The sequence below is a fragment of the Streptomyces sp. NPDC030021 genome, assembly GCF_055574035.1.
On record NZ_JBVIAH010000006.1, the window covers coordinates 171866 to 188051 of the forward strand.

The 16186-nt window shown below is 70.3% G+C and carries 14 protein-coding genes; 3 read left to right on the forward strand and 11 right to left on the reverse strand.

Annotated elements, in window-relative coordinates:
* The first annotated feature begins 8 nt into the window (after window positions 1-8).
* Window positions 9-554 (forward strand): hypothetical protein, encoded by a 546-nt coding sequence (locus ACZ4YL_RS14070; RefSeq protein WP_468116500.1) that lies wholly within the window; start codon window positions 9-11, stop codon window positions 552-554.
* Between the two features lie 151 nt (window positions 555-705).
* On the opposite strand, the gene ACZ4YL_RS14075 is transcribed toward ACZ4YL_RS14070, so the two are convergent.
* The 5 genes from ACZ4YL_RS14075 to ACZ4YL_RS14095 all read right to left on the reverse strand — a co-directional run bounded on the left by ACZ4YL_RS14075 (window position 706) and on the right by ACZ4YL_RS14095 (window position 5585).
* Window positions 706-1452 carry a hypothetical protein gene (locus tag ACZ4YL_RS14075; protein ID WP_468116502.1) on the reverse strand — a complete coding sequence of 249 codons (747 nt, stop codon included), beginning with the start codon at window positions 1450-1452 and terminating at the stop codon, window positions 706-708.
* 1 nt (window position 1453) lies between these two features.
* Window positions 1454-2812: a replication-associated recombination protein A gene (locus tag ACZ4YL_RS14080; RefSeq protein ID WP_468116504.1), complete on the reverse strand. Its 1359-nt coding sequence runs from the start codon at window positions 2810-2812 to the stop codon at window positions 1454-1456.
* Window positions 2813-2853: 41 nt separating this feature from the next.
* Window positions 2854-3471: a vitamin K epoxide reductase family protein gene (locus ACZ4YL_RS14085; RefSeq protein WP_468116506.1), complete on the reverse strand. Its 618-nt coding sequence runs from the start codon at window positions 3469-3471 to the stop codon at window positions 2854-2856.
* 133 nt (window positions 3472-3604) lie between these two features.
* Window positions 3605-4864: a histidine--tRNA ligase gene (gene hisS, locus ACZ4YL_RS14090; RefSeq protein ID WP_468116507.1), complete on the reverse strand. Its 1260-nt coding sequence runs from the start codon at window positions 4862-4864 to the stop codon at window positions 3605-3607.
* Window positions 4865-4874: 10 nt separating this feature from the next.
* On the reverse strand, window positions 4875-5585 hold the full coding sequence (locus tag ACZ4YL_RS14095) for an MBL fold metallo-hydrolase (RefSeq protein ID WP_328964054.1): 711 nt from the start codon (window positions 5583-5585) through the stop codon (window positions 4875-4877).
* A 153-nt stretch (window positions 5586-5738) separates the two neighbouring features.
* Between ACZ4YL_RS14095 and ACZ4YL_RS14100 the strand changes: the two genes are divergently transcribed.
* On the forward strand, window positions 5739-6530 hold the full coding sequence (locus ACZ4YL_RS14100) for a peptidylprolyl isomerase (protein WP_468116509.1): 792 nt from the start codon (window positions 5739-5741) through the stop codon (window positions 6528-6530).
* A gap of 191 nt (window positions 6531-6721) precedes the next feature.
* A complete protein-coding gene (locus ACZ4YL_RS14105) occupies window positions 6722-7951 on the forward strand; it encodes a DUF349 domain-containing protein (RefSeq protein WP_468116511.1) in 1230 nt (409 codons plus the stop codon).
* A gap of 150 nt (window positions 7952-8101) precedes the next feature.
* Here ACZ4YL_RS14105 and ACZ4YL_RS14110 read toward each other — a convergent pair whose 3' ends face one another.
* From ACZ4YL_RS14110 to ruvB, 6 genes are all read right to left on the reverse strand, one after another.
* Window positions 8102-10534 (reverse strand): RelA/SpoT family protein, encoded by a 2433-nt coding sequence (locus tag ACZ4YL_RS14110; protein ID WP_468116512.1) that lies wholly within the window; start codon window positions 10532-10534, stop codon window positions 8102-8104.
* A 301-nt stretch (window positions 10535-10835) separates the two neighbouring features.
* On the reverse strand, window positions 10836-11390 hold the full coding sequence (locus ACZ4YL_RS14115; RefSeq protein WP_468116514.1) for an adenine phosphoribosyltransferase: 555 nt from the start codon (window positions 11388-11390) through the stop codon (window positions 10836-10838).
* On the reverse strand, window positions 11387-12442 hold the full coding sequence (gene secF, locus ACZ4YL_RS14120) for a protein translocase subunit SecF (RefSeq protein ID WP_468116516.1): 1056 nt from the start codon (window positions 12440-12442) through the stop codon (window positions 11387-11389). The genes ACZ4YL_RS14115 and secF overlap by 4 nt, the downstream gene beginning before the upstream one ends.
* Before the next feature lie 3 nt (window positions 12443-12445).
* On the reverse strand, window positions 12446-14236 hold the full coding sequence (secD, locus tag ACZ4YL_RS14125; protein ID WP_468116517.1) for a protein translocase subunit SecD: 1791 nt from the start codon (window positions 14234-14236) through the stop codon (window positions 12446-12448).
* Window positions 14237-14389: 153 nt separating this feature from the next.
* The gene (gene yajC, locus ACZ4YL_RS14130) at window positions 14390-14866 is read right to left on the reverse strand and encodes a preprotein translocase subunit YajC (RefSeq protein WP_468116518.1); all 477 of its coding nucleotides are present in this window, start codon (window positions 14864-14866) and stop codon (window positions 14390-14392) included.
* Window positions 14867-15031: 165 nt separating this feature from the next.
* Window positions 15032-16105, reverse strand: a complete 1074-nt coding sequence (gene ruvB / locus ACZ4YL_RS14135) for a Holliday junction branch migration DNA helicase RuvB (RefSeq protein WP_328791222.1) — start codon at window positions 16103-16105, stop codon at window positions 15032-15034.
* Window positions 16106-16186 lie beyond the last annotated feature (81 nt).

Here is a 16186-nt window from a genome sequence, read left to right on the forward strand (position 1 = left end):
TGAGTGGCATGAGCATTCAAACGAGCGACTCGACCGTCATCTCCGCAGCGGCGCCGCCTCGCTGGGCTGTCTGGGCTGCGCATCTGACGACATGGGTAGTCCTGCCGAGCGGGCTGTGGCGCATTGCCCTGGTGCTCGGATACCCCGCCGGGTACACCGACGTTGACTTCGAGAGCTTCCAGACGATCGGTGCGAAGGTATGGATGCTGTCACTCAGCGTGCTCTGCGAGCTCGCAGCCTTCCTCACGATCGGTCTGGTACGGCCGTGGGGCGAGGTCGTGCCCCACTGGATACCGCTGATCGGAGGACGAAGAGTCCGCCCCATGGCCGCCGTGGTTCCTGCCGCCCTCGGCGCGGCGGTCCTGACCCTGCTCTGGGCCTTCGTTCCATGGTGGTGGACCTTTCCTCACGATGACATGACGCACACCGGAAACCTCGTCGTCGGCATCCTTTACCAGCCGCTGTTCCTCTGGGGCCCGCTCCTCGCCGCAGTCACTGTGTCCTACCACCGCCGCCATCGTGCCCCGCGTCGCCAAACAGAGATCGCCGAGTGAGCACCCGCCCAGAGGTGGTTCAGTGACAGACGGGCCGACGGTCAGCGCGAGGATGCGCTGTGTGACACCGGCTACGACACCGCGGGGATGCCGCCCGCGGCCAGCTGCTGTTTCGAAGCCGCGGCCGACGATGCTGTGACTCACGTGCCTCTCAGTGCGCACAGTCCGCTACACCCCGCATACGCTGTGAGAGCGCCCCCATCACCGCGCGAAGCATAGAGATAACGGGGGTGTCACAGCCGTTGCGCCCGCCGACGGCATCGGTCTCGTCGGACCAGTACCTGCCGAAGTTCTCGCGCTTGTACGTCTGCCTGTTGCGGCCCCGCTCGACCTTCAGCCTGGCCAGCTGCGCCTTGGCGGCGTCCGCGCCCGGTGGGAAGCCGGCCCGGGTGAGCGGCACCCGGTCCAGGGAACGCCAGATCCGCTGGGCCCAGGCCAGGTCGGCGGGGTCCTCGTAGCTGCAGAAGAGCCCGGCGGCGGTTCCGGCGGTGACGGCCATGCCGTAGAACGCGTGCCGCGGCCGGCCGTGGTCCTGCGGGGTCAGCCAGAACGCGTGCCGCACGCCCTCCCCCAGCGGCTCGCGCGCCCGCTGGGCCGGCCGTGTGTCGGGGGCGCCGGACAGCAGGGCGTCCAGGAAGTCCGCGGGAGCCCGGCCCGGGACGTCGTCCCCCTTCAGGCTGACGGCGGCGCTGCGGTCCGGGGCGGTGAAATGGTCCGTGCCGTCGGCGAAGGACGCGGTGAGACCGGAGGGGCGCAGGACCGACCAGTGGTCGCCGAGGTCGGTACGCACGTCCACGGGCAGCGGGAACGGGAAGCGGCTGAGGACGTCGTCCCGGTCCCAGGTCCGGGTCAGGACGCGGGCCGCCACGGGGTGGCGCACCTCGACGACGCAGGACACCTCAGCCGCGGTCGGCGCCCCGGAGCCGCTCGCGGACCTTCTCCACCACGTCCGCGTAGCGGGCTTCGGCGCCGTAGCGCGTCGGCTCGTAGTACCGCTTGCCCTGGATCTCGTCCGGCGCGTACTGCTGCGCCGCGATCGCGCCCGGCACGTCGTGCGGGTACACGTACCCCTGCGCGTGCCCCAGCTTCGCCGCGCCCTTGTAGTGCCCGTCCCTCAGGTGCGGCGGGACCGATCCCGCAAGGCCCGCCCGTACGTCGGCCAGCGCCGCGCCGATCGCGGTCGTGGCGGTGTTCGACTTCGGGGCCAGGGCCAGCGCGATCGTGGCGTGCGAGAGGGTCAGCGCCGCCTCCGGGAAGCCGATCATCGCCACCGCCTGGGCCGCGGCCACCGCGATCGGCAGGGCCGTCGGGTCCGCCAGGCCGATGTCCTCGCTCGCGGAGATCATCAGGCGGCGCGCGATGAACCGGGGGTCCTCCCCGGCCTCGATCATCCGGGCCAGGTAGTGCAGGGCGGCGTCGACGTCCGAGCCGCGGATCGACTTGATCAGCGCGCTCGCCACGTCGTAGTGCTGGTCGCCGTCCTTGTCGTACCGGACGGCCGCCCGGTCGACGGCCTCCTCCAGGGTCTGGAGGGTGATCTCGTCCTCGCCCTTGGCGATGGCCGACCCGGCGCCGGCCTCCAGCGCCGTCAGCGCCCGCCGGGCGTCGCCGCCCGCGATCCGCAGCAGGTGCGCCTCCGCGTCCGCCGGGAGGGTGACGGCCCCGCCCAGGCCCCGTTCCTCGGTGAGCGCGCGCCGCATCAGGGCGCTCAGGTCCTCGTCGGTCAGCGGTTCCAGCGTCAGCAGCAGCGAGCGCGACAGCAGCGGGGAGATGATCGAGAAGTACGGGTTCTCGGTGGTGGCCGCGATCAGCGTCACCCAGCGGTTCTCGACGGCCGGGAGCAGCGAGTCCTGCTGCGCCTTGCTGAAACGGTGGATCTCGTCGAGGAAGAGGACGGTCTCCTTGCCGTAGCCACCGGCCGCACGCTTGGCGCCCTCGATGACGGCCCGTACCTCTTTGACGCCCGCGGTGATGGCGGAGAGCTCCACGAAACGCTTCTGCGTGGCCTGGCTGACCACGTACGCCAGCGTCGTCTTCCCGATGCCGGGCGGGCCCCAGAGGATCACCGACGAGGCACCGGCCGGGCCGCCGGCCCCTTCCCCGACCAGCCGCCGCAGCGGTGATCCGGGCTTCAGCAGGTGCTGCTGGCCGACGACCTCGTCCAGGGTGCGCGGGCGCATCCGGACGGCGAGCGGGGAGCTCGCGGGGTCCTTCTCCTGGCGGTCTTCGGCAGCGGCGGTGAACAGGTCTGGTTCCACACAGGAAGCCTATGCGAGCCCACCGACAGGGCCGCCCGCGCTCAGGAGGTCCAGAAGGCCCACCAGCGGGTCAGGATCAGCATCCCGATGATCCCGACGTGGAGAACGGGCAGCACCCAGGTGAACTCGTCGAGGAAGGACTTGAGCCAGCCCGGGGCGGGCAGCAGCCCCTCGCGGACGTTGTGCGCGGTGACGTACCAGAACATGAAGATCGTGGCGACCCAGGCCAGGCAGCACCACAGGCAGAGCGAGTTGATGTTGTACAGCGACTGGTACATGAGCCAGGTGCAGAAGGCGACGCCGAAGAGGGTGCCGGCGTTGAAGGTCAGCCAGTACCAGCGGCGGAACGAGGCCCCGGCCAGCATGCTCATGCCGACGCAGATCACGATCCCGTAGGCGACGAGTCCGAGCATCGGGTTCGGGAAGCCGAAGGCCGACGCCTGATCGCTCGTCATGATGTTGCCGCAGGAGACGATCGGGTTGAGGCTGCAGGCGGGCTTGAAGGTCGGGTCCTCCAGCAGCTTGAACTTGTCGATCGTGATCACCCACGCGGCGAGCAGACCCGCCGCTCCGGTGATCACCAGCAGCAGGGCCAGGGCCCGGCTTCCCCCGACGGTCCTGCCCCGGGCGGTGTCCGCGTCCGCGCTTCGTGTCGTCATACCGCCCGCTCCACATCTGCCAGGTGATCAAGCACGGGCCATTGTGCCGTACGAGCCTGTGAACGGACGGGGGCCGGGGAAAGATCCCCGGCCCCCGTCGCGTGTACTCCCGTGCCGCCGCGGCCGGTTGCCGTCAGGCGAGGCGGGCGCGGACCGTGTCGACCAGCTCGGTGACGGGGACGGGCGACTGCTCGCCGGACTCCATGTCCTTCAGCTGGACGACGCCCTCGGCGAGGTCCCGCTCGCCGGCCACGATCGCGAAGCGCGCACCGCTGCGGTTGGCGTCCTTCATGGCGCCCTTGAGGCCCTTGCCGCCGTACGACATGTCCGCCGCGACGCCGGCCTTGCGCAGCTGTGTCACCAGCCCGAACACGGCCGGCTTGGCCTCGCCCAGCGCCACCGCGAAGACCGTCGTCGTCGCCGGGATGTCCAGCTCGATGCCCTCGGCCTCCAGGGCCAGGACGGTGCGGTCCACGCCGAGCGCCCAGCCCACCGACGGCAGTGCCGGTCCGCCGATCATCTCGGACAGGCCGTCGTAGCGGCCGCCGCCGCCCACCGCGGACTGCGCGCCCAGACCGTCGTGGACGAACTCGAAGGTGGTCCGGGTGTAGTAGTCCAGCCCGCGCACCAGCTTCTCGTCGTCCTCGAAGACGACGCCGGCGGCCGTGATCAGCGCCCGCACCTCCTCGTGGTACGCCTTGCACGCGTCGCACAGGTAGTCCCGCAGCACCGGCGCGCCGACCAGTTGCTTCTGCACCTCGGGCCGCTTGTCGTCGAGGACGCGCAGCGGGTTGATCTCGGCCCGGCGGACGGTCTCCTCGTCGAGGTCGAGGTCGCGCAGGAAGGTCTGCAGCGCCTCGCGGTAGACGGGGCGGCACTCCTTGTCGCCGAGCGAGTTCAGCAGGATGCGGAAGTTCGACAGGCCGAGGGTGCGGTAGGCCTCGTCGGCCAGGATGATCAGCTCGGCGTCGAGCGCCGGGTCCTCGGAGCCGATGGCCTCGGCACCGACCTGCGAGAAGTGGCGGTAGCGACCCTTCTGCGGGCGCTCGTAGCGGTAGTACGAGCCGGAGTACCAGAGCTTGGCCGGGAGGTTGCCCTGCTTGTGCAGGCTGGCCTCCAGGGCCGCGCGCAGCACGGAGGCGGTGCCTTCCGGGCGCAGGGCGAGATTGGTGCCACCCTTGGTGGTGAGGGTGAACATCTCCTTGGTGACGATGTCGGTGGACTCGCCGACACCGCGGGCGAAGAGGTTCACGTCTTCAAAGCCCGGCGTCTCGATGTAGCCGTACCCGGCCTTGCGCAGCGGGGCGGAGATGGCGTCACGGACCGCCAGGTACTTGGCCGAGTACGGCGGGATCAGGTCGTACGTGCCCTTGGGGGCCTTGAAAGTGGTCACGAAACTCTCGTCACATTCCTCGTCGTGGAGCGGCGGTGCCGTCTCCGAGCCCGGCGGCGACTTCCCGCAGGTAGGGGTTGGTCGCGCGCTCGCGGCCGATGGTGGTCTGGGGACCGTGGCCGGACAGCACCACGGTCGAGTCGTCGAGCGGCAGGCACACGCGGCCCAGCGATTCGAGGATCTCGGCGTGGGAGCCGCCGGGCAGGTCGGTGCGTCCGATGGAGCCGGCGAAGAGCAGATCGCCCGAGAAGAAGACCGGCGGGATGTCGGCCAGCTCGGGCATCCGGAAGGTCACCGACCCCTTGGTATGCCCCGGCGCGTGCGCCACGGAGAATTCCATTCCGGCCAATTTCAGGGTGGCGCCGTCGGACAGCTCGCGGACGTCGTCCGGCTCCCCCACGGTCAGCTCGCCCATGAGCGGCATCCCGATGGAGCGGCCGAGGGCCTTCTCCGGGTCGCTCATCATGTAGCGGTCCTCGGGGTGGATCCAGGCCGGTACGTCGTGTGCTCCGCACACCGGGACCACCGAGGCCACATGATCGATGTGGCCGTGGGTCAGAACGACCGCGACGGGCTTGAGCCGATGCTTCTTCAGCGTCTCCTCGACACCCTGGGCGGCCTGATGGCCCGGGTCGATGATGACGCACTCCTCACCGGCGGCGGGGGCGACCACGTAGCAGTTGGTGCCCCAAGCGCCTGCGGGGAACCCGGCAATCAGCACGTTCGTCCTCAATCGTCGTCCGGCGGGAGGCTGCAGACAGGAATGCTGCTGCTCAGAGCCTACCGGCGCCGCTCATTACACAGCGAACCCATATACGGTACGGCCTATCCCAGCCCGGACAGCAGTAGCAGACACGTACAAGGAGACGACCCGGTGGTCACGAGCGATCAGCGACGGCGACAGCTCGCCAAGGAGAAGTACGAGCGCCAGCAGAAGCGCCGGGCCGAGGCCCGGAAGAAGTCGCGGCAGCGCGCGGCCGTGATCGGCGCGGCCGTGGCCGTGGTGATCGCGACGCTGGTGGGCCTGATCGTCGGCGGGGTCTTCGACAAGGACAAGAAGGACTCGGCCGCGGACCCGTCCGCGAGCCCGTCGGCCTCGGCGAGCGAGCCCGCGCCCAAGCAGTCCCCCTCCCCGGAGATGGCGATCGACCAGAAGGCGAAGTACACCTTCGCGCTGAAGACGAGCGCGGGTGACATCAACTTCGCGATGGACGCGGCGAAGACCCCGCAGACCGTGAACTCCTTCAAGTCGCTCGCCGACAAGGGCTACTTCGACAACACCAAGTGCCACCGGCTGACGTCCGGCGGGATCTTCGTGCTCCAGTGCGGCGACCCCGAGGGCACCGGCCGCGGCGGCCCGGGCTACAACATCCCGGACGAGAACCTGGACTCGCTGGGCAAGGCCAACGAGCAGGGTCAGGTCGTCTACCCGGCCGGCACCGTGGCCATGGCCAACACGGGCCAGCCCGGCTCGGGCGGCAGCCAGTTCTTCCTGGTCTACAAGGACAGCCCGCTGACGCCGACGTACACGCCGTTCGGCAAGATCGACGCGGCCGGCCTGAAGGTCCTGGAGGAGATCGCGAAGGCCGGTACGGTCGACGGCGGCCAGGACGGCGCGCCCAAGACCGAGGTGAAGATCGAGAAGGGCACGGTCACGCAGAACTGACGTGAGGTGCCGACCCCGGGCGCGGCCGGCCCGCCGCCCGTACGCCGATATTCCGTCGTGCGGGATGCGGACAGCCGGCCCGGCGGTCGCCTATGTTGGCGTTGTGCAGGGCGGGCGCTGCCCGCCCCAGGAAACTGTGGACGATGCCCAGGGGGTGAACCCCTCGCAAGGCATCAGGTGGAGGAGGCGCTGTGAGCAGCGACCCGTGGGGCCGAGTCGACGAGACGGGCACCGTGTACGTGCGTACTTCCGAGGGCGAGCAGGTCGTCGGATCGTGGCAGGCCGGCACCCCTGAGGAGGCCCTGGCCTATTTCGAGCGCAAGTACGAGGGCCTGGTGGTCGAGATCGGTCTCCTCGAAAAGCGGGTGCGGACCACTGATCTGTCCGCCAAGGACGCCCAGACGGCGATCGACCACCTGCGCACGCAGGTCGACGAGCACCATGCCGTGGGTGACCTGGAGGCCCTGCGCGTGCGGCTGGACAAGCTGGTCACGACCGTGGAGTCCCGGCGCGAAGAGCGCAAGGTGGCGAAGGCCAAGCAGACGGACGAGGCCCGTGCGGCCAAGGACGCGCTGGTCGTCGAGGCCGAGCAGCTGGCCCAGAGCGACCAGTGGCGCAGTGCCGGTGAGCGGCTGCGCGCCCTGGTGGACATCTGGAAGGGCCTGCCGCGGCTGGACCGCAAGTCGGACGACGAGCTGTGGCACCGGTTCTCCCACGCGCGTTCCGCCTTCTCCAAGCGCCGCAAGGCGCACTTCGCCTCGCTGGACGCGCAGCGCGAGGATGCCCGCAAGGTCAAGGAGAAGCTGGTCGCGGAGGCCGAGTCGCTGTCGAAGTCGACCGACTGGGGTCCGACGGCTGCCCGCTACCGCGAGCTGATGGCCGACTGGAAGGCGGCGGGCCGGGCGCAGCGCGAGTCCGAGGACGACCTGTGGAACCGTTTCCGCGGTGCGCAGGACGTGTTCTTCGCGGCCCGCAGCGAGGTCTTCGCGGAGCGTGACGCCGAGCAGATCGAGAACCTGAAGCTCAAGGAGGAGCTGGCCGACGAGGCCGAGAAGCTCGTCCCGATCACGGACCTGAAGGCGGCTCGTGCCGGGTTCCGCTCCCTCAACGAGCGCTGGGAGGCCATCGGCCACGTGCCGCGGGACGCCCGGCCGAAGGTCGAGGGCCGTATGCACGCGGTCGAGCGGGCGATCCAGGAGGCCGAGGAGGGCGAGTGGCGTCGTACGAACCCGGAGGCGCGGGCCCGTGCGGCCGGTCTGACGGGCCAGCTCCAGGCGGCCGTCGACAAGCTGCGTGAGCAGATCGACGCGGCGCGCGCGGCGGGCAACAACGCCAAGGCCGACAAGCTCTCGCGCGAGCTGGAGGGCCGCCAGGCCCTGCTGGACCAGGCGCTGAAGGGCCTGGAGGAGTTCGGCGGCTGATTTCCGCCCTTTGCGCCTAAACCGGCGTCGCTCTCGCGGAGGTGGTTGCTCGCCGTGGGAGTTGCTCAATTGATGGCTTAGGCGGCCTTCGCGAAAAAGGCGGCCCCGGTACGCGGGATGCGTACCGGGGCCGCCTTTCGTGTGGCGTGCCTACGGCCGCCTGGCCGAGGTCACGCGGTAGACGTCGTAGACGCCCTCGACGCCCCGGACGGCCTTCAGGACGTGCCCCAGGTGCTTGGGGTCGCCCATCTCGAAGGTGAACCGGGAGGTGGCCACCCGGTCGCGGGAGGTCTGGACGGCCGCCGAGAGGATGTTGACGTGCTGGTCCGACAGGACCCGGGTGACGTCCGACAGCAGCCGGGACCGGTCCAGCGCCTCGACCTGGATGGCGACCAGGAAGACCGAGGACTGGGTGGGCGCCCACTCGACCTCCAGCATCCGCTCGGGCTGCTGGGAGAGCGAGTCGACGTTGACGCAGTCCGCGCGGTGAACCGATACGCCGCTGCCGCGCGTGACGAACCCGATGATCGGGTCGCCCGGCACCGGGGTGCAGCAGCGGGCCAGCTTGACCCACACGTCGTCGACGCCCTTGACGACGACGCCCGGGTCGGCGTTGCTGCGCCGCTTGCTGCGGGCGCGCGCCGGCGGGATCGACTCCTCGATGTCCTCGTTGGCCGCCTCCTCGCCGCCGAGGGCCGCCACCAGCTTCTGCACGACGCCCTGCGCGGCCACGTGGCCCTCGCCGATCGCCGCGTACAGGGAGGAGATGTCGGGGTAGCGCATCTCGTGCGCGAGGGTGACGAGCGAGTCGCCGGTGAGGATGCGCTGGATGGGCAGGTTCTGCTTGCGCATGGCCCGCGCGAGGGCGTCCTTGCCGTGCTCGATCGCCTCGTCGCGGCGCTCCTTGGAGAACCAGCCGCGGATCTTGTTGCGGGCCCGCGGGGACTTGACGAAGCCCAGCCAGTCCCGGGACGGGCCCGCGCCCTCGGCCTTCGAGGTGAAGACCTCGACCAGGTCGCCGTTGTCGAGCGTGGACTCCAGCGGCACCAGCCGGCCGTTGACCCTGGCGCCTATGGTCCGGTGGCCGACCTCGGTGTGGACGGCGTACGCGAAGTCCACGGGGGTGGCGCCGGCGGGCAGCGCGATGACGTCGCCCTTGGGGGTGAAGACGAAGACCTCGTTGCGGGAGAGGTCGAAGCGCAGCGAGTCGAGGAACTCGCCCGGGTCCTCGGTCTCCTTCTGCCAGTCCAGCAGCTGGCGCAGCCAGGCCATGTCGTTGACCGTGTCCTGGCCGGCGCTGCCCTTGGCGGCCTGCGGGACGTCGGTACGGACCTTGGAGGTGCCGGCGACGGTCTGCTGCTTGTACTTCCAGTGCGCGGCGATGCCGTACTCGGCGCGGCGGTGCATGTCGAAGGTGCGGATCTGCAGTTCGACGGGCTTTCCGCTGGGCCCGATGACCGTCGTGTGGAGCGACTGGTACATGTTGAACTTGGGCATCGCGATGTAGTCCTTGAACCGGCCGGGGACCGGGTTCCAGCGCGCGTGCACGGTGCCGAGGGCCGCGTAGCAGTCCCGGACGGTGTCGACGAGGACGCGGATGCCCACCAGGTCGTAGATCTCCGCGAAGTCTCGGCCGCGGACGATCATCTTCTGGTAGACGCTGTAGTAGTGCTTCGGCCGGCCCGTGACGGTGGCCTTGATCCGGGCGGCTCTGAGGTCGACCATCACCTCGTCGGTGACGACGGCGAGGTACTCGTCGCGCTTGGGCGCCCGCTCGGCGACCAGGCGGACGATCTCGTCGTACATCTTCGGGTAGAGGATCGCGAAGGAGAGGTCCTCCAGCTCCCACTTGATCGTGTTCATGCCCAGCCGGTGCGCCAGCGGGGCGTAGATCTCGATCGTCTCGCGGGCCTTCTTCTCCTGCTTCTCCCGCTTGAGGTAGCGCATGGTGCGCATGTTGTGCAGCCGGTCGGCGAGCTTGATGACGAGGACGCGCGGGTCCTTGGCCATCGCCACGACCATCTTGCGGACCGTCTCGGCCTGGGCGGCCTCGCCGAACTTCACCCGGTCCAGCTTGGTGACGCCGTCGACGAGGAGGGCCACGGCGTCGCCGAAGTCGCGGCGCAGGTCTTCGAGGCCGTACTCGGTGTCCTCGACGGTGTCGTGCAGCAGACCGGCCATCAGGGTGGCCGGGTCCATGCCGAGCTCGGCGAGGATGGTGGTCACCGCGAGCGGGTGGGTGATGTACGGGTCGCCGCTCTTGCGCTTCTGGCCGCGGTGCCAGCGCTCCGCCACCTGGTAGGCCTGCTCCAGCTGGCGCAGCGTCGCCGTCTCGATCTTCGGGTCGTTGCTGCGGACTATGCGGAGCAGCGGCTCCAGAACCGGGTTGTACGGGTTCGAGCGCTGCACGCCGAGCCGGGCGAGACGGGCGCGCACCCGGTTGGAGGACCCGGCGGACTTCGACGGCGCGGGTTTGACCGGCGGCACCGGCGGGGCCGGCGGGGGCGTGGCGGGGGCCGCCGTGGTCTGCTCGGCCTGCGGGTCGGGCTGCGCGGCGGAGATTGGCTGGACCTCGTCTGGCAAGAGCGCTCCTCACGGGGGTCCCCCCGGACGGAGTCTGGGGGTGGATCCGGTGCCCGTGTCCGGTCCGGACAACCCATGGTAGCGAGGGTTCGGCCCCCTCGTTCCGCGAGCCCGGTCCCCTGCCGGTCCGCTGCGGGGGCCAGCCCCCGAGCCCTCGCTCCTCAAACGCCGGAGGGGCTGGAAAACCAGCCCCTCCGGCGTTTAGGAGCGGGGTCCGGGGCGGAGCCCCAGCAGCGGCGCCGCACACGAAAGCGGCGGGCACCCGGAGGAACCGGATGCCCGCCGCTTCGGCACAGCAGTGTCAGACCACGATCAGCGCGTCCAGCGGAGCCCCGCCCAGCGCCGGGCCCAGCTTGGCCCGGCCCGGGAGGAACGACAGCTCCATCAGGACCGCCACGCCCGCGACCTCCGCGCCGGCCCGCCGGATCAGCGAGAGCGAGGCCTCGGCGGTACCGCCGGTGGCCAGCACGTCGTCGATGACCATGACCCGGTCACCCGCCGCCAGATCCTCCGCGTGGACCTCGATCTCCGCGGTGCCGTACTCCAGCTCGTACGACTGCGCGAGCGTCGCGCTCGGCAGCTTTCCGGCCTTGCGCACCGGCACGAAACCGATCCCGGCCTGCACGGCGACCGGAGCCGCGAGGATGAACCCGCGCGCCTCCAGGCCGACGATCTTCGTCGCGCCGTACCGCCCGGCCAGCTCCACCAGCGCGTCCGTCAGCGCGGCGAACGCCTTGGGGTCCGCCAGCAGCGGGGTGATGTCCTTGAACATCACGCCCGGCTTCGGGTAGTCCGCCACGTCCTTGATCCGGCTGAGGAGCAGGTCCCGGACGTCCTCGGACAGCGGCGCGGTCAACGCCGCCGCCCCGGCCGGCCCTGCGCCACGACCTGCGGCTCGTCCTCGGCCTCGTAGGCCTCGTCCGGGGACTCGCCCTTGGCCGACGCGGCCGCCCGCTTGGCGAGCACCCGCTTCTTGAGCGCCTTCATCGCCGGCTCGCGCTCCTTGAGGTCCACGACCAGCGGGGTCGCGATGAAGATCGAGGAGTACGCACCGGCCGCGAGGCCGACGAACAGCGACAGCGAGATGTCGTTCAGCATGCCGGCGCCCAGGAAGCCGCCGCCGATGAACAGCAGCGCGGCGACCGGGAGGAGCGCCACGACCGTGGTGTTGATCGAGCGGACCAGGGTGCCGTTGATGCTGCGGTTGGCGACCTCGCTGTACGTCCAGCGGGTCTGCTTGGTGATGTCCTTCGAGCCCTCCTTGAGACCGTCGAAGACGACGACGGTGTCGTAGAGGGAGTAACCGAGGATCGTCAGCAGACCGATGACCGTGCCCGGGGTGACCTCGAAGCCGACGAGCGCGTACACGCCCACGGTGATGGTGAGGTCGTGGATCAGCGCGATCAGCGCCGCGACCGCCATCCGCCACTCGAAGGCGATGGCCAGGTAGATCACCACGAGGACCATGAAGACGCCGAGACCGGTCCAGGCCTTGTTCGCGATCTGCTCGCCCCAGCTGGGGCCGACCAGGTCGGCGTTGACGTCGGCCTCGCTGACCTTGAGGTCGGCGGCGAGGACCTTCTTGACGTCGGTCGCGGAGGCGGTGTCCAGACCGGAGATCTGGATCCGCAGGCCGCCGGTGCCGAGCTCCTGGACGATCGCGTCGTGGCCCGAGGCCTTCTCGGCGGCTTCCGTCGCCTTGGCCACGGAGACGGTCGACTTCGGGGTGGTGAAGACGGCACCGCCCTTGAACTCGATGCCCATGTTGAGGCCCTGGACGGCCAGGGCGACGATCGCCGTGATGGTGATCAGGATGGAAACGCCGTACCAGAGAAAGCGCTTGCCGACGAAGTCGTAGCCGACCTCACCGCGGTACAGCCTGGCGCCGAGATCTCCCAGCTTCGACATCTCTCACGCCTCCTTTGCGTCGACGGGGGCGGGGGCGGAACCGGTACGGCGGGACCGGCGCAGCGGAGGCTTGGCGCCCAGCCGCTTCGGGTCCAGCCCGGACCACGGATGACCGCTGGCGAAGAACTTCGTACGCGCCACCAGTGTCATGACGGGCTTGGTGAAGAGGAACACCACGACCACGTCGAGCAGGGTCGTAAGACCCAGTGTGAAGGCGAAGCCCTGGACCTTGCCCACCGTGACGATGAACAGCACCGCCGCGGCCAGGAACGACACGAAGTCGGAGACCAGGATCGTGCGACGGGCACGCGGCCAGGCGCGCTCGACGGCCGGACGCAGGGTGCGGCCCTCGCGGATCTCGTCCCGGATGCGCTCGAAGTACACGATGAACGAGTCCGCCGTGATGCCGATCGCCACGATCGCGCCGCAGACGGCCGGCAGGTTCAGCGCGAAGCCGATGCCCTTTCCGAGCAGCGACATGATCGTGTAGGTCAGGATCGCGGAGACCAGGAGGCTGACGATGGCGATGAACGCCAGGCCCCGGTAGTACATGAGCAGGTAGATCACCACGAGGGCGAGGCCGATGGCGCCGGCGATCAGGCCGGCCTTCAGCTGCTCGCCGCCGAGCGCGGCGGTGACGGTGGTGACGCTGTCCTCGCTGAAGGAGAGCGGCAGGGCGCCGTACGAGAGCATGTTGCCCAGGTCCTGCGCGGACTGCTGGGTGAAGCCGCCCGAGATCTCGGCGTTGCCACCGGTCAGCGCCTGGCTCACGGACGGGTCGGAGATGACCCGGCCGTCGAGCACGATCGCGAACTGGTTCTGCGGCATCTGCTTGGTGGCCAGCTCACCGGTGATCTTGGCGAACTTGTCGGCGCCCTTGTCGGTGAACTGCATGGTGACGATCCACTGGCCGCGCTGGGGGTCGATGACTCCCTTGGCTTCCTTCACGTCCTGGCCGTTGACCTGGGCCGGGCCGAGCACCCACTTGCCCCAGGCGTCGCCGCGCTGACCGCAGGCGATCATCGGCTCCTCGGGCTTGGCGCCCTGGCCGGCGGCGGCGCGCTGCGCCTCGTTGTTGCAGTCCAGCGCCGCGAACTTGGCCTGGAGGGCCGCGGCGGCGGCCTCGTCGCCGGTCGGCGGCGTGGAGGCGGAGGCGGACGGCGACGGAGCCTTGGTGTCGTCTGCCTTCTTCGACTCACTCGCCGAGGGCGAGGGAGTGGGCGCGGCCGGGGCCTTGAGGGCCTCACTGAGCGCGCGGCCCTGGGAAGTGGCGCTGGACGACGGGGTGGCGGAGGGGCTGGTCTTGCCGTCTCCGGCCTTGGGAGCCCCGGAGCCGCTCGCGGAGGGGCTCGGGCTCGCGGTGCCCTCGGGAGCGGCCGGGGAGCCGTCCGCAAAGGCGATGACCGGGCGGAAGTACAGCTGGGCGGTGGTACCGACCTGCTCGCGCGCCTGCTGCTCGTTCGTCCCCTTGGGGATGTTCACGATGATGTGGTCGCGGCCCTGGGTCTGGACCTCTGCCTCGGACACGCCGAGACCGTTGACGCGGCGGTCGATGATGCCGACCGCCGTGTTCATGTTGGTCTCGTTGATGGCGCTCTCTTTGCCGGGCTCGCTCTTGGCCTTGAGCGTGATGCTCGTGCCGCCGGCGAGGTCGATGCCCAGCCTGGGAGTCGTCTGCTTGGAGAGGAACATCCCCGCGGTGAGCGCCACCATCGCGATCAGGATGATCGCCAGGGCGCGCCCCGGCCTCCCCTGAGCCCCCGTGGGCCGCCGGCCCTTCTTCGGTGCTGCCACCTTGTCGTTTCTCCCTGTCCAACCGTCCCGCGCCGGGTCAGCGCGGGGACGGCCACGAAATGTGTGGTGGGGACCCCTGCCCCCCGCAGAAGTGTCACAGACGGGGACCGTGCCGGTCGCCGGTCGGGCGCCTCCACGGTCCCCCGCCGAGCGTTACTTCGCGCCGGCCTCGCCGTCGGACTTGCCGTCCTTGGGCTCGTCGTCGCCCTTGGGCGCGTCCTCGTCCTTCTTGCCCAGGTCGAGCTTGGGAGCCTCGTCCTCGTCCTTGGTGAGGTCCGCCTTCGGCGCCTCGGTCAGCGAGGAGGCGTCGTCCGGGACGACCGGCGTGTCGGTCTCCTCGTCGTCGGCGATGCCGTGGACGATGCGGTTGTACTCCGCGTCCTCCAGGACGGCACCGATGGAGTTCTTCGCGAAGATCGCGTGGACGCCGGGAGCCAGCTCGAGAGTGACCGTGTCGTCACCGATCTCCTTCACCGTGGCGTACATGCCGCCGATGGTGCGGACCCCGGTGCCGGGCGTCATGTGGTCGCGCATCTGCGCGGCTGCCTGCTGCTTCTTCTTCGCGGAGCGGGTCATCAGGAACATCGCCCCGATGAGCACGATGAACGGGAGGAGTGTCACGAGATTCACGGGACGGAGATCCTTCGCACGACCGCACGCGGACGGCGGCCTTTTCTACGGGGGTGGGCACACCGACCCGAAGGGTCGGCATCGGCGGAGTCTAGGCGAGTCCGCACCGATGGAACAACGCCCAGCATGGCACCGCAGTTCCTGAGGGGTCGAACCTCCGCGCCGTCAGGCCCCGAACAAGCCCTGTTGTCCGCTTGATCCACTCCCGCCGTGCTGCGGCGGTACGAGTCCCAGGTGAGCCCATGCGGCGGGCGTCGCCACCCGTCCCCGGGGGGTGCGCGCGAGCAGCCCCTCGCGGACCAGGAACGGCTCCGCGACCTCCTCCACGGTCTCCCGCTCCTCGCCGACGGCCACGGCGAGGGTGGACAGGCCCACGGGTCCGCCGCCGAACAGCTTGAGCAGGGCTTCGAGAACGGCGCGATCCAGTCGGTCGAGGCCGCGCCCGTCCACCTCGTACACCTGGAGGGCGGTACCGGCCACCTCGCGGTTGATCACGCCGTCCGCCCGGACCTGGGCGTAGTCGCGGACGCGGCGCAGCAGGCGGTTGGCGATGCGCGGGGTGCCGCGGGAGCGTCCGGCGATCTCGGCGGCGCCGGCGGTGTCGATCTCCACGTCGAGGAGGCGGGCGGAGCGGTGGATGACGCGCTCCAGCTCCTCGGGGGCGTAGAACTCCATGTGCCCGGTGAAGCCGAAGCGGTCCCGCAGCGGCGGGGGCAGCAGTCCGGCCCTGGTGGTGGCGCCGACCAGGGTGAAGGGCGGCAGCTCCAGCGGGATGGCGGTGGCCCCGGGTCCCTTGCCGACGATCACGTCGACGCGGAAGTCCTCCATGGCCATGTAGAGCATCTCCTCGGCGGGCCGGGACATGCGGTGGATCTCGTCGAGGAAGAGGACCTCGCCTTCCTGGAGGGAGGAGAGGATCGCGGCGAGGTCGCCGGCGTGCTGGATGGCGGGGCCGGAGGTGATGCGGATGGGCGCGCCCATCTCGGCCGCGATGATCATGGACAGGGTGGTCTTGCCGAGGCCGGGCGCGCCGGAGAGCAGGACGTGGTCGGCGGTGGCTCCGCGCTGGCGGGCCGCCTTGAGGACGAGGTCCAGCTGCTGGCGGACCTTCTCCTGGCCGACGAACTCGCCGAGGTCCTTGGGGCGCAGCGCCGCCTCGACGGCGGTGTCCTCGCCGTCGGCCGAGGCCGCGACGAGTCGCTCGCTCTCGTCTGCGTTGGTCTCGTCGTCCCAGTTCACGCTGTCAGTCTGCCTTCTCGGTTCGTACGGTGGTCGGTCGCCTGCGGGCCGGTCCCTGCGGGGCTTTCCCCACTCCGCCCC

Excerpts from the sequence above, each read along its gene's own strand:
- secF (WP_468116516.1), bottom strand. The coding sequence starts at position 12,442 with ATGTCGAAGCTGGGAGATCTCGGCGCCAGGCTGTACCGCGGTGAGGTC.
- ACZ4YL_RS14070 (WP_468116500.1), top strand. The coding sequence starts at position 9 with ATGAGCATTCAAACGAGCGACTCGACCGTCATCTCCGCAGCGGCGCCG.
- ACZ4YL_RS14085 (WP_468116506.1), bottom strand. The coding sequence starts at position 3,471 with ATGACGACACGAAGCGCGGACGCGGACACCGCCCGGGGCAGGACCGTC.